Annotated in this window: 15 protein-coding genes and 1 other annotated feature; of the genes, 14 read left to right on the forward strand and 1 reads right to left on the reverse strand. The window is 31.7% G+C overall.

Going from position 1 to position 18,061, the window contains the following annotated elements; translation table 11 throughout:
* Positions 1-27 precede the first annotated feature (27 nt).
* The 7 genes from dtd (at position 28) to DW006_RS05935 (ending at position 7,374) form a co-directional block, all read left to right on the forward strand.
* Positions 28-474, forward strand: a complete 447-nt coding sequence (gene dtd, locus DW006_RS05905; protein ID WP_117999458.1) for a D-aminoacyl-tRNA deacylase — start codon at positions 28-30, stop codon at positions 472-474.
* A gap of 124 nt (positions 475-598) precedes the next feature.
* A complete protein-coding gene (gene queA, locus DW006_RS05910) occupies positions 599-1,642 on the forward strand; it encodes a tRNA preQ1(34) S-adenosylmethionine ribosyltransferase-isomerase QueA (RefSeq protein WP_117999661.1) in 1,044 nt (347 codons plus the stop codon).
* A gap of 27 nt (positions 1,643-1,669) precedes the next feature.
* A complete protein-coding gene (locus DW006_RS05915) occupies positions 1,670-2,086 on the forward strand; it encodes an NUDIX domain-containing protein (RefSeq protein WP_117999459.1) in 417 nt (138 codons plus the stop codon).
* 273 nt (positions 2,087-2,359) lie between these two features.
* Entirely contained in the window at positions 2,360-3,637 is a 1,278-nt protein-coding gene (gene aroA / locus DW006_RS05920) for a 3-phosphoshikimate 1-carboxyvinyltransferase (protein WP_117999460.1), read from the forward strand.
* A gap of 265 nt (positions 3,638-3,902) precedes the next feature.
* Positions 3,903-4,862, forward strand: coding sequence for a 2-dehydropantoate 2-reductase (locus DW006_RS05925; protein ID WP_117999461.1), 960 nt, complete (start codon positions 3,903-3,905; stop codon positions 4,860-4,862).
* Positions 4,863-5,071: 209 nt separating this feature from the next.
* Positions 5,072-7,081 (forward strand): hypothetical protein, encoded by a 2,010-nt coding sequence (locus DW006_RS05930; RefSeq protein WP_117999462.1) that lies wholly within the window; start codon positions 5,072-5,074, stop codon positions 7,079-7,081.
* Positions 7,082-7,083: 2 nt separating this feature from the next.
* Complete coding sequence (locus tag DW006_RS05935; RefSeq protein WP_117999463.1) at positions 7,084-7,374, forward strand: hypothetical protein; 291 nt, start codon at positions 7,084-7,086, stop codon at positions 7,372-7,374.
* Positions 7,375-7,693: 319 nt separating this feature from the next.
* Here DW006_RS05935 and DW006_RS05940 read toward each other — a convergent pair whose 3' ends face one another.
* Positions 7,694-8,800, reverse strand: a complete 1,107-nt coding sequence (locus DW006_RS05940) for a prephenate dehydrogenase (protein ID WP_117999464.1) — start codon at positions 8,798-8,800, stop codon at positions 7,694-7,696.
* A 287-nt stretch (positions 8,801-9,087) separates the two neighbouring features.
* Between DW006_RS05940 and DW006_RS05945 the strand changes: the two genes are divergently transcribed.
* From DW006_RS05945 to trpD, 7 genes are all read left to right on the forward strand, one after another.
* Positions 9,088-11,166: an elongation factor G gene (locus tag DW006_RS05945; protein WP_117999465.1), complete on the forward strand. Its 2,079-nt coding sequence runs from the start codon at positions 9,088-9,090 to the stop codon at positions 11,164-11,166.
* Positions 11,167-11,448: 282 nt separating this feature from the next.
* A complete protein-coding gene (locus DW006_RS05950; RefSeq protein ID WP_117999466.1) occupies positions 11,449-11,886 on the forward strand; it encodes an Rrf2 family transcriptional regulator in 438 nt (145 codons plus the stop codon).
* A gap of 120 nt (positions 11,887-12,006) precedes the next feature.
* Entirely contained in the window at positions 12,007-13,149 is a 1,143-nt protein-coding gene (locus DW006_RS05955; RefSeq protein ID WP_117999467.1) for a PLP-dependent aspartate aminotransferase family protein, read from the forward strand.
* A gap of 12 nt (positions 13,150-13,161) precedes the next feature.
* Positions 13,162-14,349, forward strand: coding sequence for a MalY/PatB family protein (locus tag DW006_RS05960; protein WP_117999468.1), 1,188 nt, complete (start codon positions 13,162-13,164; stop codon positions 14,347-14,349).
* A gap of 65 nt (positions 14,350-14,414) precedes the next feature.
* Positions 14,415-14,669: a binding site (T-box leader), on the forward strand.
* Positions 14,670-14,934: 265 nt separating this feature from the next.
* Positions 14,935-16,392, forward strand: a complete 1,458-nt coding sequence (gene trpE / locus DW006_RS05965) for an anthranilate synthase component I (RefSeq protein ID WP_117999469.1) — start codon at positions 14,935-14,937, stop codon at positions 16,390-16,392.
* Entirely contained in the window at positions 16,392-16,970 is a 579-nt protein-coding gene (locus tag DW006_RS05970; protein ID WP_117999470.1) for an aminodeoxychorismate/anthranilate synthase component II, read from the forward strand. The genes trpE and DW006_RS05970 overlap by 1 nt, the downstream gene beginning before the upstream one ends.
* Before the next feature lie 73 nt (positions 16,971-17,043).
* The gene (gene trpD, locus DW006_RS05975; protein ID WP_117999471.1) at positions 17,044-18,054 is read left to right on the forward strand and encodes an anthranilate phosphoribosyltransferase; all 1,011 of its coding nucleotides are present in this window, start codon (positions 17,044-17,046) and stop codon (positions 18,052-18,054) included.
* Positions 18,055-18,061 lie beyond the last annotated feature (7 nt).

Here is an 18,061-nt window from a genome sequence, read left to right on the forward strand (position 1 = left end):
AAAATAATATGCAAGGAATGGTTTAATATGAAATTTGTAATTCAAAGAGTAAATAATGCAAGTGTAACAATTGATGAAAAGATTGTTGGAAAAATCAATAAAGGTTTTTTAGTTCTTATTGGGGTGTCAAATGATGATACAAAAGAAATCGCTGATAAGATGATTAAAAAATTAATTGGTATGCGTATATTTGAAGATGAAAACGGAAAGACCAATTTGGCTTTAGCAGATGTTGATGGAGAACTTTTATTAGTGTCTCAGTTTACATTGTATGCAAATTGTAAAAAAGGCAACAGACCATCTTTTATTAATGCAGGTGCACCTGACATGGCAAATGAAATGTATGAGTACATAATTGAAAAATGCAGGGAAATGGTTAAGGTTGTTGAAACAGGCGAGTTTGGCGCTGATATGAAAGTTAAACTTGAAAATGACGGTCCATTTACAATAGTATTAGATAGTGAACAGCTATAAAAATAGTCCCTTTAATGTTGGAATATATTATTTAAAAAATTTAAAGTTAGTTAAAAACAAAAATTAGATTTGATAGTTTTAAGTATAGATGAAAAGAGGAACAGTTATGAGTGACGCAGATAAAATGAGTTTACATGATTATTATTATGATTTACCGGAAGAATTAATTGCACAGGATCCATTAGAAGACAGAAGTAGTTCAAGATTAATGGTTCTTAACAAGAATACAGGTGAAGTGCAACATCATATTTTTAAGGAAATAATAGACTATTTACATGAAGGTGACTGCCTTGTTATAAATGACACAAAGGTGTTGCCGGCAAGACTTTATGGTAGCAAAGTAGGTACTAATGCAAAGATTGAAGTTTTATTATTAAAGAGACGTGAAAATGACGTTTGGGAAACTTTAGTAAAGCCTGGAAAGAAGTGTAAGCCGGGAACAATTATCAGTTTTGGAGACGGTCTTTTAATGGGTGAAGTAATTGACGTGGTTGAAGAGGGCAATCGTCTTATTCAGTTTAAGTATGAGGGAATATTTGAAGAGGTGCTGGACCAGCTTGGAGAAATGCCACTTCCACCTTATATTACACATAAGCTTGAAGACAAAAACAGATATCAGACAGTTTATGCAAAGTATGAAGGTTCTGCAGCTGCACCAACAGCAGGTCTTCATTTTACAAAGGAGTTACTGGAGCAGATTAAGGAAAAAGGTGTAAAGATTGCACACGTTACACTTCATGTTGGACTTGGAACTTTTAGACCTGTAAAGGTAGAAAATATTCTGGAACATCATATGCATTCTGAATTTTATATGGTGGACGAAGAAGATGCCAAAATGATAAATGATACAAAGGCAAATGGTGGACGAGTTATTTCTGTTGGAACAACCAGCACAAGAACTCTTGAAACTGTGGCAGACGAAAATGGTGTGATTCATGCTGGCAGTGGTTGGACACAGATTTTTATTTATCCGGGTTACAAATTTAAGGCAATTGACTGCCTTATTACTAACTTCCATTTGCCAGAATCAACATTATTAATGCTTGTATCAGCGTTGGCTGGAAGAGACAATATCCTTAATGCTTACAAAACTGCTGTAGAAGAAAAGTATAGATTCTTTAGTTTTGGTGATGCAATGTTTATTACTAATGAAAGTGATGTAAAGTAATAGAATAAACTTTATAAGGGTGAAAATATGAGAGGATACAATGTAATAGTAGTATATAATGAAAATGCAGATAAAATATTGATGTGTAAAAGAAAAAAAGATCCGTATAAGGGATTAGCAAATTTTGTGGGTGGAAAAATAGAAAAAAACGAAAATGGACTTGATGCTGCATATAGAGAACTTGAAGAAGAAACAACCATAACAAAAGATGATATTATGCTTTTACATATAATGGATTTTAAATATTATATTGAAAACTATTACCTTGAAGTTTATGTTGGAAAGTTAAATAAAATAGTAGATGTTAATGGCACGGAAAATAAATTGTTTTGGTCTACATTGGATAATAACTTTTTTGATGAAACACAATATGCCGGAGAGGGAAATATTGGACATATTGTTCAACATATTGAAACACTTAAAGGCGAGCTATTACAATTTTAAAATTAAATAATCTATTAATTAGGCGAAAATATTATAGTATCTTCTTAAATTTAAAAAACTATGATGTTTTCGCTTATTTTTTTCATAATATATTGAAACACCATTTTCGAAAATGAAAAAATTTAAAGTTTCGAAAGTGATACCTTGAATAAGAAGTGTATTAAATGATATGATGGTAGCAGTTTGCAGGTTAAACGGATTATAGAAAATATATGACATTGCAGATTGGTTATTAGAATACGAATAATTTATCAAAAGAAAGAATAAGAAATTATGGAAAAATATACAGTAAAAAAAGTTATAAATAAAAAAGATATAAATGTTGAGGTACCAGGGTCAAAAAGTATTACAAACAGAGCATTAATGTTAGCTGCAATTTCAAATGGAAAATGTAAGCTTAGTGGCGTTTTATTTAGTGATGATTCAAGAGCTTTTTTGGACTGTCTGGATAAACTTGGCTTTAAACTGGAAATTGATGAAAATGCAAAAACAGTTGTGATTCAAGGCGAGAACGGAAGAATTCCAAATAATGAAGCTACAATAAATGTTAGAAGTGCAGGAACTGCAGCAAGATTTATGACAGTGTTACTTGCCGTATGTGGTGGAAAATATACATTAGAATCTTCTGAGCAAATGAAAAAAAGACCAATGAGTGAGTTACTTAACAAGCTTATGGAAAATGGTGTAGAAATAGAATATTTAGAAAAAGAAGGACATTTTCCTTTTAAATTAAATTCAAAGGGGATAGGTGAAACAAAAATATTAATCGATACCTCTAAAAGTAGTCAGTATGCAAGTGCATTGCTTATGGCAGCTGCAGTTAACGGAATGGAAGTTAATCTGACAGGTTCGAGACCAAATGGTGCTTACATAAAGATTACCCTTAGAATGTTAGAACAGTTTGGCATTAAATTTGAAAAAAATAATAATACATATAACATAAAAAAACAGGAAGTAAAATTGGATGCTTATGAGGTTGAGCCTGATATGTCGGCAGCATGCTATTTTTATGCCATGGCAATTTTACTTAAAGTGAAAAGTATTGTAAAAGGTATTCATTTAAACTCCATGCAGGGTGATATTAAGTTTTTAACGGTTTTGGAAAAGTTAGGCTGTAAATTAACAGATACATCTGCTGGTGTTGAAGTTGATGGAGCAAGTATTGACAGCTATCCGGGAATCGAAATTGATATGTCTGACTTTTCAGATCAGGCACTGACAATGGCTGTTGTAGCTGCATTTGCAAATTCAAAAACTATTATTAAAAATATAGGACACATTAGAGGACAGGAGTCAGATAGAGTGGCAGTAATTGCAACAGAGCTGAAGAAACTGGGTTGTAAGACAGAAATTATTGAAGAGCCAGAAACGAACGTAGTTATTGAGCCGGGCGTTCTTCATGGATGTGAAATTGACACTTATGAGGATCACCGTGTGGCAATGAGTTTTGCAATGGTAGGGCTTATAATTGATGGTGTTATTATAAACAATCCAATGTGTTGTAGGAAAACATTTGAGAATTATTTTGACGTATTGGAGAGTATTTATTAAAATGTAAGATTTAATATAATAGTAGTGCTATGTATTAAAATCAAATTAAATCTTAATATTAAAATTAAAATGTACAAAAGTATAAATAAATTTAAATTATAAGGAATGTCACTAAAAAATTTTACATACTTTACAATAAGTCATGAGATTAAGTAAATTAAAAATAATTTCCACAAATTAGAAATATGAGATAATATATTTAATAATTTAACTTAGCATTTATATTACGGAATTACGATACAGAAACATTAGGAGAAAACTAGAGATGAACATTAAAAAAGCAGCAATATTAGGAGCTGGAGCTGTGGGTTCTTATGTTATATGGGGACTGTCAAATAAGGACGGCATTGAATTAGGTGTTGTTGCAAAAGACAAACGAAATAAAAGATTAAAGAATAAAGGAATTACAATAAACGGTGTTAAATATACTCCAAATGTTTGGACACCAAAGGAAGCAAAGGATGCTGACCTTTTAATAGTATGTTTAAAATATGGCAACCTGCCCGATACATTAGATGATATAGAGAAGATTGTAGGTGAAAACACAATTGTAATGAGTCTTATGAATGGTGTAGACAGTGAGGAGATTATAGGAAAAAGAATTAACCCTAACAATATTTTACATTCTTTCATAAAGGTTGCTTCTCAAAAGAAGGAGGATGGCTATCATTTTGATCCTGAAACAACAATAGGCATAATTCTTGGAGAATTACAGCCACCTTTTGAAAGTGAGAGAATAAAGGCTATAAATCATCTTTTTGCTAATACAGGAATTCATTGGAGAGTGACAGAATTTATACAGGAAGAAATATGGGGCAAATTCAGACTTAATGTTTGTAACAACTTACCACAGGCAATTCTAGGTGCAGGTGTGGGATGTTATCACGACAGTGAGCATATGAGTTTTATTAGAAAAGCATTAAGGGGAGAAGTTGAAAGTATTGCAGAGGCTAAAGGAATAGATTTAAGTAAAATAGACGATTCATCAGGTCGTGGAAGTGCTGTGAAAGCATCAGCACGTTATTCAACATTGCAAGATATAGATGCAGGCAGGCACACAGAAATAGATATGTTTTCAGGGGCGTTGGTACGTATGGGAAAGGAACTTGGAATCCCTACACCATATAATGAATATACTTACCACATGATTAAAGCATTAGAAGAAAAAAATGACGGTATCTTTAATTATGAGGGTGACAATGACAAAATTGCATGGTCAAAATAAAGAATAAGTCAGAAATATTTTGAGTTTGATATTATTTTTCTTACCGGTTTGTCCGGTAAAAAATTTACTTATCAAGCGTATAAAATATTTCTGACTTTTTTAATTTTAGCTCTTTTTTAATTTTATGCAATAAAAATTATTTTTTGTGAGTATAACAATTGAATAAGAAAAACTTTCAAAAGTATTAGGAGAAAAGGGAGGAGGTTAAATTGAACAAAAAATTATTAAAGTTATGCATTTCAATAGGGGTACTTTGTGGGATTATATTTATATCAAGTGGTAATGTACAGGCAAAAAATCAAAATTATTATGTGAACGGGAGTACGTTAACAGTGACAGGAAAAATTCCTAAAAATGCAAAATTTAAAAATGCAGGGAAAATTAAAAAGGTTGTTGTGAAAAAAGGGGTGAAAAAACTTCCAATAGAACCTTTTAAGAGTTGTAAAAAAGTAAAAGTGTTAGAAGTTCCGGGTGATTTGAAATTTTATGAATCATATTATACTCATTATTATCCGATAACAGTGAATATGGTAAAGTTTAATTCACCATTAACGTCTGAAAAAATGGTATGTTATTACAAAACAAAGACATACAAGGTTAGTAGTAAAGACAAAAAATACAAAAGTTTTAAAGGGATAATATACACAAAAAATGGCAAAAAATTCGTAGCAATGCCAACTGAAATGAAAAAATTAACAATACGAAAAGGGTGTAAAATAATAGATGTGAGCGGAATGACATATGAGTGTAATAATTATGCTAAGTATAATGATTGTGATGATGAGGGAGAAGATACTTCGTGTAAAAAGTTAAAGAAGATTGTATTACCTTCTTCTGTAAGTAAGTATGTTGGAAATGTTGAATTTAATCACATTATACAAGATGCAAAGGTAGTAATGAAAAATAAAAAATTAAAGCATGATAGCATACAGGTATTATTTAATTTCTTAGGTAAGGATAAATTCTTTTCAACATTAAAAAAGTACATAATTAAAAAAGGAGACTTTTATATTTACAACAAAAGTATATTGGTGGGATATACCGGTTGTATGTCAGTGGTTAATATTCCAGAAGGAGTTAAGTATGGAATCTGTCAGGCACTAGGAAAACCATATGCAACATATGTAGTTTATGACCCAACGTATGCTATGATAAAGAAAGTAAATTTCCCATCATCGTATAAAGGAAAAAAATCTGATATTTGGAAAAAAAATAAGGATTGTTATGATTTTAATAATGAAATTGTAAAATGTGATCCTAAGCTATTTAAAATAGAAAGAGAATTATATTATTGCAAACATTACAAATCAAAAAAGGTAAAATTTGTAGCAACGAATGATTGTATAATGTCGTTTGACACAGGTGGAGGTATAAAAGTTTATGACATAAATGGTAATCTTTTACCTGATGCATCTTATTATAGTATAAAACTCAAAGAAGGTGAAAGTTTTACAGTACAGGTACCAGGGGATAAATTCTTTAAAAAATATGATTTTTTTGAAATTGGCGAAGTTGAAATGAAATTATATAATCAAAAAAATATATTTGAGTTTACTGATACGTATGACGAATTAATTATTGGTACAGGAGAACCACAATATTGGAATTTTTCTGTAAAAAAACAAAGAGCATATGTATCTCTAGTTTTTGGAGAAAACATAACCGGTAAAAAAATAAATGTTAATGTTAAATTACAAAAAAAGGAGAATAACAAGTGGAGCGATGTTACACATAATATAGGTAATTGGGAAGAAAATAAAAAATTAATAGAATGTGAATTACCAAAAGGTGAATATAGAGTTTATTTAGAAAGTCCTCTTGATTCTCAATACGAAATAAATACTCATCTGTATGGTATTAATAGAACACCAATATGCAAAGACAGGGGAAAGGCTGCTGATATAAGCGGTAATGATTATAACGAATTTCGTTTCTCATATAATGACGGAAAAGATGCATGGTTTAAATTAAAAAATAACAAAAAGAAGAAAATAATTATTAGTATTAATTCTATATGGGATGGAAAAGTTAAAGCTGAAGTGTTTAAGAAAGGTAATAATGTTGCAGAAAAGACAGTTACTCTTGATTGTACAAATCAGCCTGATAAATCAATTTCTAAAAGTATTACAATAGATAAGGGTGAATATTATCTTAGAATCCAGAGAGAAGATGTCTTAGATTATACTAAAGTAGGAATAGAACAAAATTCAATAAAGTAATCTTGAAAATTTGGCTTGTTCTTATTAACAATATATTTAACGGAGTGGCATATCCATTTGCAGGCCCATTAGGAAACGGACTTCGTGCCACAGGTGATATTAAATTTACAATGATAACATCAGTAACTCTTACAATTGCGGCAAGATTGTTCTTTTCTGCATTGTTTGGTTTAGTACTTGATATGGGGGTAATTGGCATAGCTATTGGCATGAGCATGGATTTAGTATTTAGAGGAATAATTTTTATTGGAAGATATAAATCAAAGAAGTGGACTCAATTTAAGTTAATATAATTCTTTAATTTTAAATAAAATTTGTGGAGCAATACAAAAGAACATGAATAGAAATAATAAAAATAAATATAATAAATAATTAAAAAACCATCAATACAAAAATAGTTTAAACAATTATTTTGTATTGATGGTTTTAATTTACATAATTAATTAACAACCAATGTTAAAGAAATTACAAATAGCGTTAAATAATTGAGTACAGTTACTAAATTTAAAACACATAGTTATGTCCTCCTTATTTCAAATTTGTCTTGGCCAATAACAAAAAACAGTGTAACAATTTTGTAACATTTAGACAATAGGAGATTACTGGAAAACATTAGTGTTTAAAAACTTTGTATCTGTGTCTTTCTAACTGTTCCATAGCTTTCTCTGATGAAGCCTGGTCATAAAATGAAATCTTTAAAACGCCTTCTTCATATTCACGGTTATGAATAATACCGATGTTCTTAATACTAACACCATTTGTAGCAAGAATTGTAGCAATAGTGGCAATGGCACCTGATTCATCAATAATATCGCAGAATATGTTGTAACTTCTTTGAATTATACTGTTGTTATGCTCGTCAATATTATCTCGATAATCTCTACTTTCTGCAATCATGTGATTAATGGCTTGTCCGTTCTTTGTGTCTAACTCATTCTTAACTTTTTCCAAATCTTTTATGTATAAATCAAGGATTTCACTTATGTTATTATTGTTTGTCATGCATATCTGCTCCCACATTTCAGGAGAAGAAGAAGCAATTCTTGTAATATCCTTAAAACCGCCGGCTGCTAATGTTTTCATGTATTCTTTGTTACTGTCATTATGTTTTACCAAATTAACAAGGCTTGAAGCAATTAAATGGGGCAAATGACTAATGGCTGCAACAACTCTGTCATGTTCCTTGTATGAAATTTCTATAGGAATTGCACCAATGTCAGAAACAATTTCAGTGTATTCTTTAACATATTCCTGTTTAACTTTTTCGGTAGGAGTAATGGCATAGTAGGCGTTTTCAAGCAAACGGTCACTTGCATGTTCGTAACTTGTTTTTTCTGAACCTGCCATTGGATGGCCACCTATGAAATTATCTTCTAAAGAAAGAGCCTTAACTGCTTCGTGTATATTTGTTTTTACACTGCCAACATCTGTAATAATGCATGTTGGTTTAATTATATCTTTTAAAATAGTTAAGTATTCTACATTACGTTCAACGGGTGTACACAGAAAAATATAATCGCATTCAGAAAATCTTTCATCAACAGTATCTAATGCAATGTTTGCTGTGCCGTCATTTATTGCTAAAACACGAGGTTTCGCCCCTCTATTATAAACTATGATTTTGCAACTTGGATAGACACGTCTTAAAGCCTTTGCAACCGAGCCACCAATTAGTCCAATACCTACAAAACCAAATGTTAAATCATCTTTTATTCTCATTATGTTCTCCTGTCATGTATAAATTGCTTAGTTAAGTCTAATATAGATAATTATGTTAAGCAAGCTTAAACTTAAAAACTTTAAAGTGTTAAACTTCAACGCTTTAAAGTTTAACACTTTAAAGTAAATATAGCAACACTTTGTTAAAAATATAACCTTTCTTGTATTACGTTTATAAGTAAAGTAAAATAGTATTTAAGTAATAAAACCTTAATAAAATATTAAATAAGGAGGAAAGTTAAGAGGTTTTAGTTCGGTGAAAAGACAATTGAATAAGGAGGCTTGTTATGAAGATTTATGAAACACAGAATATTAGAAATGTTGTTTTTTTAGGACATGGCGGAGCCGGAAAAACAACATTTGCTGAGGCAGTAGCTTTTGCTACAAAGACTATTTCCAGAATGGGACGCATAGATGATGGAAATACAATTTCAGATTATGACAAGGAGGAAATCAAGCGTAAGTTTTCCATAAGTGCATCTGTTATACCAATAGAGTGGAACGGATTGAAAATTAATATATTAGATGCACCGGGATATTTTGATTTTGTCGGTCAGATGGAAGATGCCATGAGTGTTGCGGACGCTGCTGTAATTGTGGTTAATGGAAAGACAGGAGTAGAAGTAGGAACGGTTAAAGCCTGGGAAATATGTGAGCGTAGAAAAATCCCATGTATATTTTTAGTTACCAATATAGATGATTCCAATGCAATATACATGGAAATTGTAGAACAGTTAAAGTCAAGATTCGGCAAGAAGATAGCACCATTTCATTTGCCAATTATGGAGAATGACAAATTAATTGGTTATGTAAACGTAGTGAAAATGGGTGGTAGAAAGTTCATTGATAATTTGGGTAATTATGATGAAATGGAAATTCCTGAATCAGTTACAAGTAAATTAGTTCCGGTTAGAGAGCAGTTAATGGAGGCTGTTGCAGAATCTGATGAAGAATTAATGGATAAGTATTTTTCAGGCGTAGATTTTACATACGAGGAAATATCAAAAGCATTAAGAAAGAGTGTAATTAATTGTGATATCGTTCCCGTACAAATTGCATCAGGAGTAACCTGCCAGGGTGTAAATAGTTTCTTACAGACCTGTGAAAAATATTTTCCATCAGCAGATAAGGCAGAAGTTTTGAAAAAAGCAACTAACATAGAAAACGATGAAGAAGTGGTTGCAGATTTTGACAACTCAAAACCTGTTTCTGCTTATGTATTTAAAACAATAATGGATCCATTTGTTGGAAAATATTCTTTAGTAAAAGTAAGAACAGGTATATTAAAAACAGGTGATGTTGTTTACAATCCAACAAAAAATATAGAAGAAAAATTAAACAAACTGTATGTTATTTGCGGAAAGAATGTTACTGAAGTAAGTGAATTGCACTCAGGAGATATTGGGGCAATAGGTAAGCTTACAAGCACAAGAACAGGAGATACTTTATCAACGAAACAGTGGCCAATTGTATATCATCCAACAACAATGTCAAAGCCTTATGCGTATATGGCATATAGAGCTGAGAAAAAGGGGGATGAGGACAAATTAGCTCAGGCACTTACTAAATTATGTATTGAAGACTTGACTTTGAAGTCAGTTATTGATGCGGAAAATAAACAATCTCTTCTTTACGGAATCGGTCATCAGCAATTGGAAGTTGTTGCATCTAAACTGAAAGACAGATACAAAGTAGATGTTATTTTAGAACGACCAAAAGTTCCATTTAAAGAAACAATAAGGAGTAAGGCACAGGTTCAGGGTAAACACAAAAAACAGTCAGGTGGTCATGGACAATATGGTGATGTTGTAATTGAGTTTGAACCATCAGGTGACTTATCGAAACCTTATATTTTTGATGAAAAAATATTTGGTGGAGCTGTGCCAAAAAATTATTTCCCGGCAGTTGAAAAAGGAATTCAGGAATGTGTAAAAGAGGGTCCATTGGCAGGTTATCCTGTTGTCGGCATTAAGGCTACATTAACAGATGGTTCATACCATCCTGTTGATTCTTCTGAAATGGCATTTAAGATGGCAACAATAATAGCTTTTAAGAAAGGCTTTATGGAAGCTAATCCTGTACTGTTAGAACCAATTGCTATGGTTACAATTACAGCACCGGAAAAATATTCAGGTGATATTCTTGGAGATTTGAATAAAAGACGTGGTCGTGTATACAATATGAATTCTGATAATGGAAAACAGATTATAGAAGCTGAAATACCATTACTTGAAATGTATGAATATTCAACTTCACTTCGTTCAATGACAGGTGGAAGTGGTGAATTTGAATATGTTGTATCCAGATACGAACAGGCACCACCTGATGTACAGGAAAAAGAAATAGCAAAATCCAAACAGGGTTAAGATTTTAAATAGAAATTATATAATCACTCCTTAAGGGCAGGGGATTAGTTGTATTGATTATAGTTGCAAGGTAGCAATGATTAGTGCAATTAATCTCCTGTTTTTTTTGCAATAAAGTATATACTTGGTATTTGGAGTGTTGCAAGCAGTATTTTATAATTAAAATATTTAATTCATATAAAAAAAGTATGTTTTAGTTGACATTTATATAAAATAAAGGTAATATACTTTATATCCTACTAAACATATAGGATTAATTAAAAAAAGGAAAAGAGATGTAATATGAAGTTATCAAAGAAAAGCAGATATGGAATAATATCATTAATAGACTTATCTATTAATTCAAAAAACGGTCATGTGAAACTTAGCAGTATTGCAGAAAGAAATGATATATCTTTACAGTATCTTGAACAGGTTTTTGCAGGACTAAGAAGACATGGAATTATTAAAAGTATTAAAGGTGCCCAGGGTGGATATTTATTAAATCAGAGTGCTAAGGACATTACTGTGGCATCAATTATTGAAGCACTTGATGGAACTTATAAGATTGAAAAAGAGTATGAAGGCCAGGGCAATATAGCAGAACAGGTTATTGAAGAATCAGTAATTGATAAAGTAAATGAAAAACTTGATGAAGTATTACTTAATATTTCATTAGAAGACTTAGAAAAAGATTATTTACAAAGTAACGATTTTAGTCAGTACATGTATTACATTTAAGCTTATTTAAAAATCACAGTTGTCAAAAATGAACACATAACACCAATGTGATTAAGTTGGAAGGTTCCACCCCCTAGTATATTTAACTAGAAAACAAAATCAGAAATAGGAGAAAGAAGGATGAATTACAATATAGCAACAAAATGCATACATGGAGATAATGAAACCAATAAGGACGTATTTGGTTCAGTGAATGTTCCAATATATCAGACTGCAACTTTTGCACATCCCGGAATTGGAGATTCAACAGGTCATAACTATACAAGAGAAAGCAACCCAACAAGGGATACATTAGAAAATATTGTGTCTTCTTTAGAAGGGGCAATTGATACTGTAGCATGTTCCACCGGTATGGCAGCAATAAGACTTTGCATGGAATTATTTAGCAGAGGGGATCACATAATATGCACAGAGGATTTATATGGTGGCTCAGTTAGAATATTTGACACTATAGGGACTAATCAGGGATTGGAATTCTCATATATTGACACATCAGATATTGAAGTTTTGAAAGAAACAATAAAAGAAAATACAAAGGCAGTTTATATAGAAACTCCAAGCAATCCTACAATGAAAGTAACTGACTTGCACGAAGTTGTTAAGTTGGCAAATGAAAAGAATTTAATTGTAATAGTAGATAATACTTTTTTAACACCATATTTTCAAAAGCCACTTCAGCTAGGTGCTCATATAGAGATTCACAGTGGAACAAAATTTCTCGGTGGTCATAACGATACTTTGGCAGGTTTTTTGTCAACTAATAATAAAGAAATTGCAGAAAAAATACGTTTTGCATACAAGACTACAGGATTTTGTCTTTCACCATTTGACAGTTTTTTAATTATACGTGGAATTAAAACTTTATCAGTAAGACTGGAAAGACAGCAGGAAAATGCAATCAAAATAGCTAACTGGTTAAAGAAGCAACCAAAGGTAAAAAAGGTTTATTATATTGGTTTAGAAGAGCATCAGGGATATGAAATCAACAAAAAACAGGCAACAGGCTTTGGCAGCATGATTTCATTTAAAGTTGATTCAGAAGAAACAGCAAGAGATATTTTGGAAAAAGTTAAGGTCATAGCCTTTGCTGAAAGTTTAGGTGGTGTTGAATCATTGATAACATACCCAATGTTTCAAACACATCCTGATGTTCCAAAAGAAAAAAGAGAACAGTTAGGAATTACGGAAGACTTTTTAAGAATATCAGTAGGAATTGAAAATGCTGATGACTTAATAAGAGATTTGGAACAGGCATTTCAATAGTTTGGAGGAAAAATGAAATACGATTTTAATAAAATAATAAATAGAAATAATACAAAAAGTTTAAAATATGATTTTGCAAAAGAGAGAAACATACCAGAAGATTTGTTACCTTTATGGGTTGCAGACATGGATTTTCAAACTTCACCTGAAATTATTGAGGCATTAAATAAAGCAGTAAGTCACGGTATATATGGCTACAGTGAAGGTAAAGAAGAATATTTTGATGCAGTATACAATTGGTACAATGATAATTTTAATTGGCAGGTAAAAAAAGAATGGCTAATAAAAACACCAGGTGTAGTATTTGCCATAGTATTGGCAATTAATGCACTTACTAATGAAGGTGATAGTGTATTAATTCAAAATCCTGTATATTACCCATTTACTGAAGTAATTATTGATAATAATAGAAAATTAGTGAACAATTCTTTAGTTAGAAATGGCAAAAAATATGAAATTGATTTTGAAGATTTTGAAAAGAAAATAATAGAAAATAATGTTAAGTTATTTATTTTATGTAGTCCACATAATCCAGTTGGTAGAGTCTGGAAAAAGTGGGAGTTAGAAAAGATAGGAGATATTTGTCTAAAACACAATGTAAAAATTGTAAGTGATGAAATTCACAGTGACTTTGTTTATCCTGAAAATAAGCATATTGTATTTTCATCATTAGATGAAAAATATCAGAATATAACAATTACATGTACAGCACCAACCAAAACATTTAATCTTGCAGGACTTCAAATTTCAAATATTTTTATTCCTAATCTTGAAATTAGAAAAAAAGTATTAAAGCAATTGGATAGGGTTGGTTACAGTCAGGTTAATTTAATGGGACTTGTAGCATGCGAGGTAGCATATAAATATGGTAGACAATGGCTGAATGAATTGAAAGAATATTTATTAGATAACCTTAATTTCTTAAGAGATTATCTAGAAACAAATATACCACAGATAAAATTAATTGAATCTGAAGGAACATATCTGATTTGGCTTGATTGTAGTGCGTTAGGTTTTGAGGACAAAGAACTTGAAAAGTTTATCGTTGAAAAAGCCAAACTGTGGCTTGACTCAGGATATATCTTTGGAAAAGAAGGAGAAGGCTTCCAGAGAATCAATATTGCATGTCCAAGAGAAACATTGAAAAAAGCATTAGAACAGCTAAAAGAGGCAGTTGATGAAATAAAAAGCATAAAATAAATCAAGAATACATTAAATATGTAGGTTGACATTAACGCTTTAGTAGACTAAACTTTAAAAGTATTGTGAAACCGTTGATTAAGAGTAAGTAGTCGTATGGGATGTTTTTCAGAGAGTTGTCGGTTGGTGTGAGACAACAAACTAACAGCGATGAATGGACTTAAGAGGGCAGCTTGAAACCACATTATTAGGTAGTAGACGCTGACGGAGACTCACCGTTAAAAGAGTAAGCATATGATGGTATGCTGTTGAGAGAATGTGTTATACATTAATTTGGGTGGCACCGCAGAAGTTGAATTTATAAGGCTTTTGTCCCTTTACGTTATATACGTGAAGAGACAGGGCCTTTTTTTTGTTACTGTTTAGAACAGCGTTTTCGTATAAGTGAATATTTTTTTGAAGCTTGCTTATAAAAAAATATTCACTTATACGAAAATATTGAGCGGTCAGCTCAAGTGAGATGAAGTACACAAAGTGTACGGAATCGAACTGTTCTAACAAGCGAAGACCAACTTTAACAGCCGAAAATCATAGGCGCTATTTAACTGAAATAATTAAACAGTCAGATATGCGAGAGGAGAACATATGAAAACACAAAGTTTTGAAGAAATCGAAGAATTAACAAAGAGCTATAGCATGATTCCTATTTGCAAGGAAATATATGCTGATGTTATTACTCCAATTTCACTTTTAAGAAAAATGGAAGAATTTGGTAAAAACTTTTTCTTGCTTGAAAGTGTAGAAGGTGGAGAAAAATGGGCAAGATATTCTTTTTTAGGTTATGAACCTGTTTTGCACATAACATGCAAGAATGGAAAGGTAACCCAGAAAAGTGGCGAGATTGAAACTACTGTAACAATGGATCCAATGGATGCACTAAGAAAACAGTTAGAAAAATATAAGTCACCTAAAATTGAAGGAATGCCAACTTTTACCGGTGGTTTTGTTGGATATTTTGGATACGAAATGATTGGCTATGCTGAACCTAAATTAAATTTAAAAGAAAGCAATGTTGATGATTATCATTTAATGCTTTTTGACAAGGTAATTGCTTTTGATCATTTAAGACAAAAAATATTAGTAATTGCAAACATGAAGTCAAAAGATGGTCATCAGGGATATAACGGAGCTTTACTTGAAATTGAAAAAATGATTTCACTTATAAATGAACAAAGTCCATTACCTGAGTATCATGCACAGGAAAATGTAGATTTTAAATGTAATGTTTCTAAAGAAGAATATTGCAATATGATTGAAAAAACAAAGGCATATATCAGAGAGGGAGATATTTTTCAGGGCGTTATTTCAAGAAGATTTGAAGCTGAATATAACAGCAGTTTAATGAACGCCTATAGAGTTTTAAGAACTACTAATCCTTCGCCTTATATGTATTTTATCCAGTCAGAAGATATGCAGATAGCAGGTGCCTCTCCTGAAACAATGGTTAAATTAGTAGATGGCAAATTAACAACATTTCCTGTTGCAGGGACAAGGCCAAGAGGTGAAAATCAGGAAGAAGATAAAGCATTAGAAGAAGGACTTTTAAAAGATGAAAAAGAATTAGCAGAACATAATATGTTAGTTGATTTAGCACGTAACGACATTGGAAGAATTGCAAAATATGGAAGTGTTTATTTAGAAGATTATATGAAGATTCATAGATTTTCAAAAGTAATGCATATTGCTTCAACTGTATGTGGAGAGTTAAGAGAGGATAAAGACAGTTGTGATACAGTTTCAGCACTTTTACCGGCAGGCACATTATCAGGTGCACCAAAATTTAGAGCTTGTGAAATTATTGATGAATTAGAAAAAGAACCAAGAGGTGTATATGGTGGTGCAATTGGTTATATTGATTTATCAGGAAATCTAGATGTATGTATTGCAATTAGAACAGCAATAAAAAAAGGAAATAAAGTATATGTTCAGGCAGGTGCAGGAATTGTTGCAGACAGTGTACCTGAAAGTGAATATATGGAATGTGCTCATAAAGCAGGAGCAGTAATTGATGCTATTAAACGAGGAAGTGAGGTAAACAAGTAATGGTTTTATTAATAGATAATTATGATAGTTTTTCTTATAACCTTGTTCAATTAGTTGGAAAATTAACTGATGGAAAAATTAAGGTGGTAAGAAACGATGAATACACAATTGCGGATATTAGAAAATTAAATCCTTCACATATTATATTATCACCAGGGCCTGGAAAACCGGAAAATGCCGGTATATGCGAAGCGGTAGTTGAAAGGCTAAAGGGCGAATATCCAATTTTGGGAGTGTGCCTGGGACATCAGAGTATATGTGAGGTATTTGGGGCACAGGTTACTTACGCAAAGCAATTAATGCATGGAAAAAAAAGCAACATGACAATTACAAACGATAGTCCGATTTTTGAAGGTATGGATTCACCATTTAAAGGTGCAAGATACCATTCGTTGTCAGCTAATCCTGATACAATACCCGAGGAATTGGAAGTTATAGCTATTGATGAATGTGACAATGAAATAATGGCTGTTCAACACAAAAAATATAAAATTTACGGTTTACAGTTTCATCCGGAATCAGTTATGACACCTGAAGGAGAAAAAATCGTAGATAACTTTTTAAAGATTAAAAAATAAATTAAAAAGATTATTATTTACAGATAAGTATACGAAATTAAATTCAATAAACAAAAAAATTGGAGGTTTAAGTATGATTAAAGAAGCCATAGAGAAATTAGTGAATAAACAGGACTTAACTTTTGATGAAGCAAAGGAAGTTATGAATGAAATTATGAGTGGTGAAACACCTGATATATTAATTAGTGCTTATTTAGTAGCGCTTAGAATGAAGGGCGAAACAATTGAAGAAATATCAGGTTCAGCAAGAGGTATGCGTGATAATGGAACAAAATTATTACATGACATGGATGTAATTGAAATTGTAGGAACAGGTGGAGATAAGGCAAACACATTTAATATTTCAACAACATCAGCATTTGTAGCGGCAGCTGCAGGGTGTAAAGTGGCAAAGCATGGTAACAGAGGTGTTTCAAGTAAATCAGGGGCTGCAGATGTTTTAGAAGCTTTAGGGGCCAATATAACAGTAGAGCCCGAAAAGAGTAAAGAGTTGTTAGATAAAGTTGGCTTTTGCTTTTTATTTGCACAGAAATATCATCCTGCAATGAGATTCGTTGGTCCTGTTAGAGGTGAGTTAGGACTTAGAACAATTTTCAACGTTTTAGGACCTTTAACTAATCCGGCAGGAGCATCAATGGAAATTATTGGTGTTTATGAAGAAGAATTAGTAGAACCAATTGCAAAGGTACTTTTAAATCTTGGAGTTAAAAAAGGTATGGTTGTTTTTGGTCAGGACACAATGGACGAAATTACACCTAGTACAAAAACAACAGTATGTGAAATTAGAAATAGTGAAACAAAGTCTTACGAAATTAATCCTGAAGATTATGGAATTTCAATTTGCAAGAAGTCTGATTTGGAAGGGGGAGACGGAACTGAAAACGCTCAGATTACAAAAGACATTTTAAGTGGAAAACTTCAGGGACCAAAGAGAGATGCAGTTTTATTAAATGCCGGAGCTTGTATTTATGTTCAAAATGACGATTTAACATACGAAGAAGCAATTAATATTGCAAGAGAAACAATTGACAGCGGAAAAGCATACGAAAAATTACAGGCTTACATAGAAGAAAGCAATAAGTAAAGGAGTT

The organism is Eubacterium sp. AF36-5BH, from assembly GCF_003460505.1.
Lineage (GTDB): Bacteria > Bacillota > Clostridia > Lachnospirales > Lachnospiraceae > Eubacterium_G.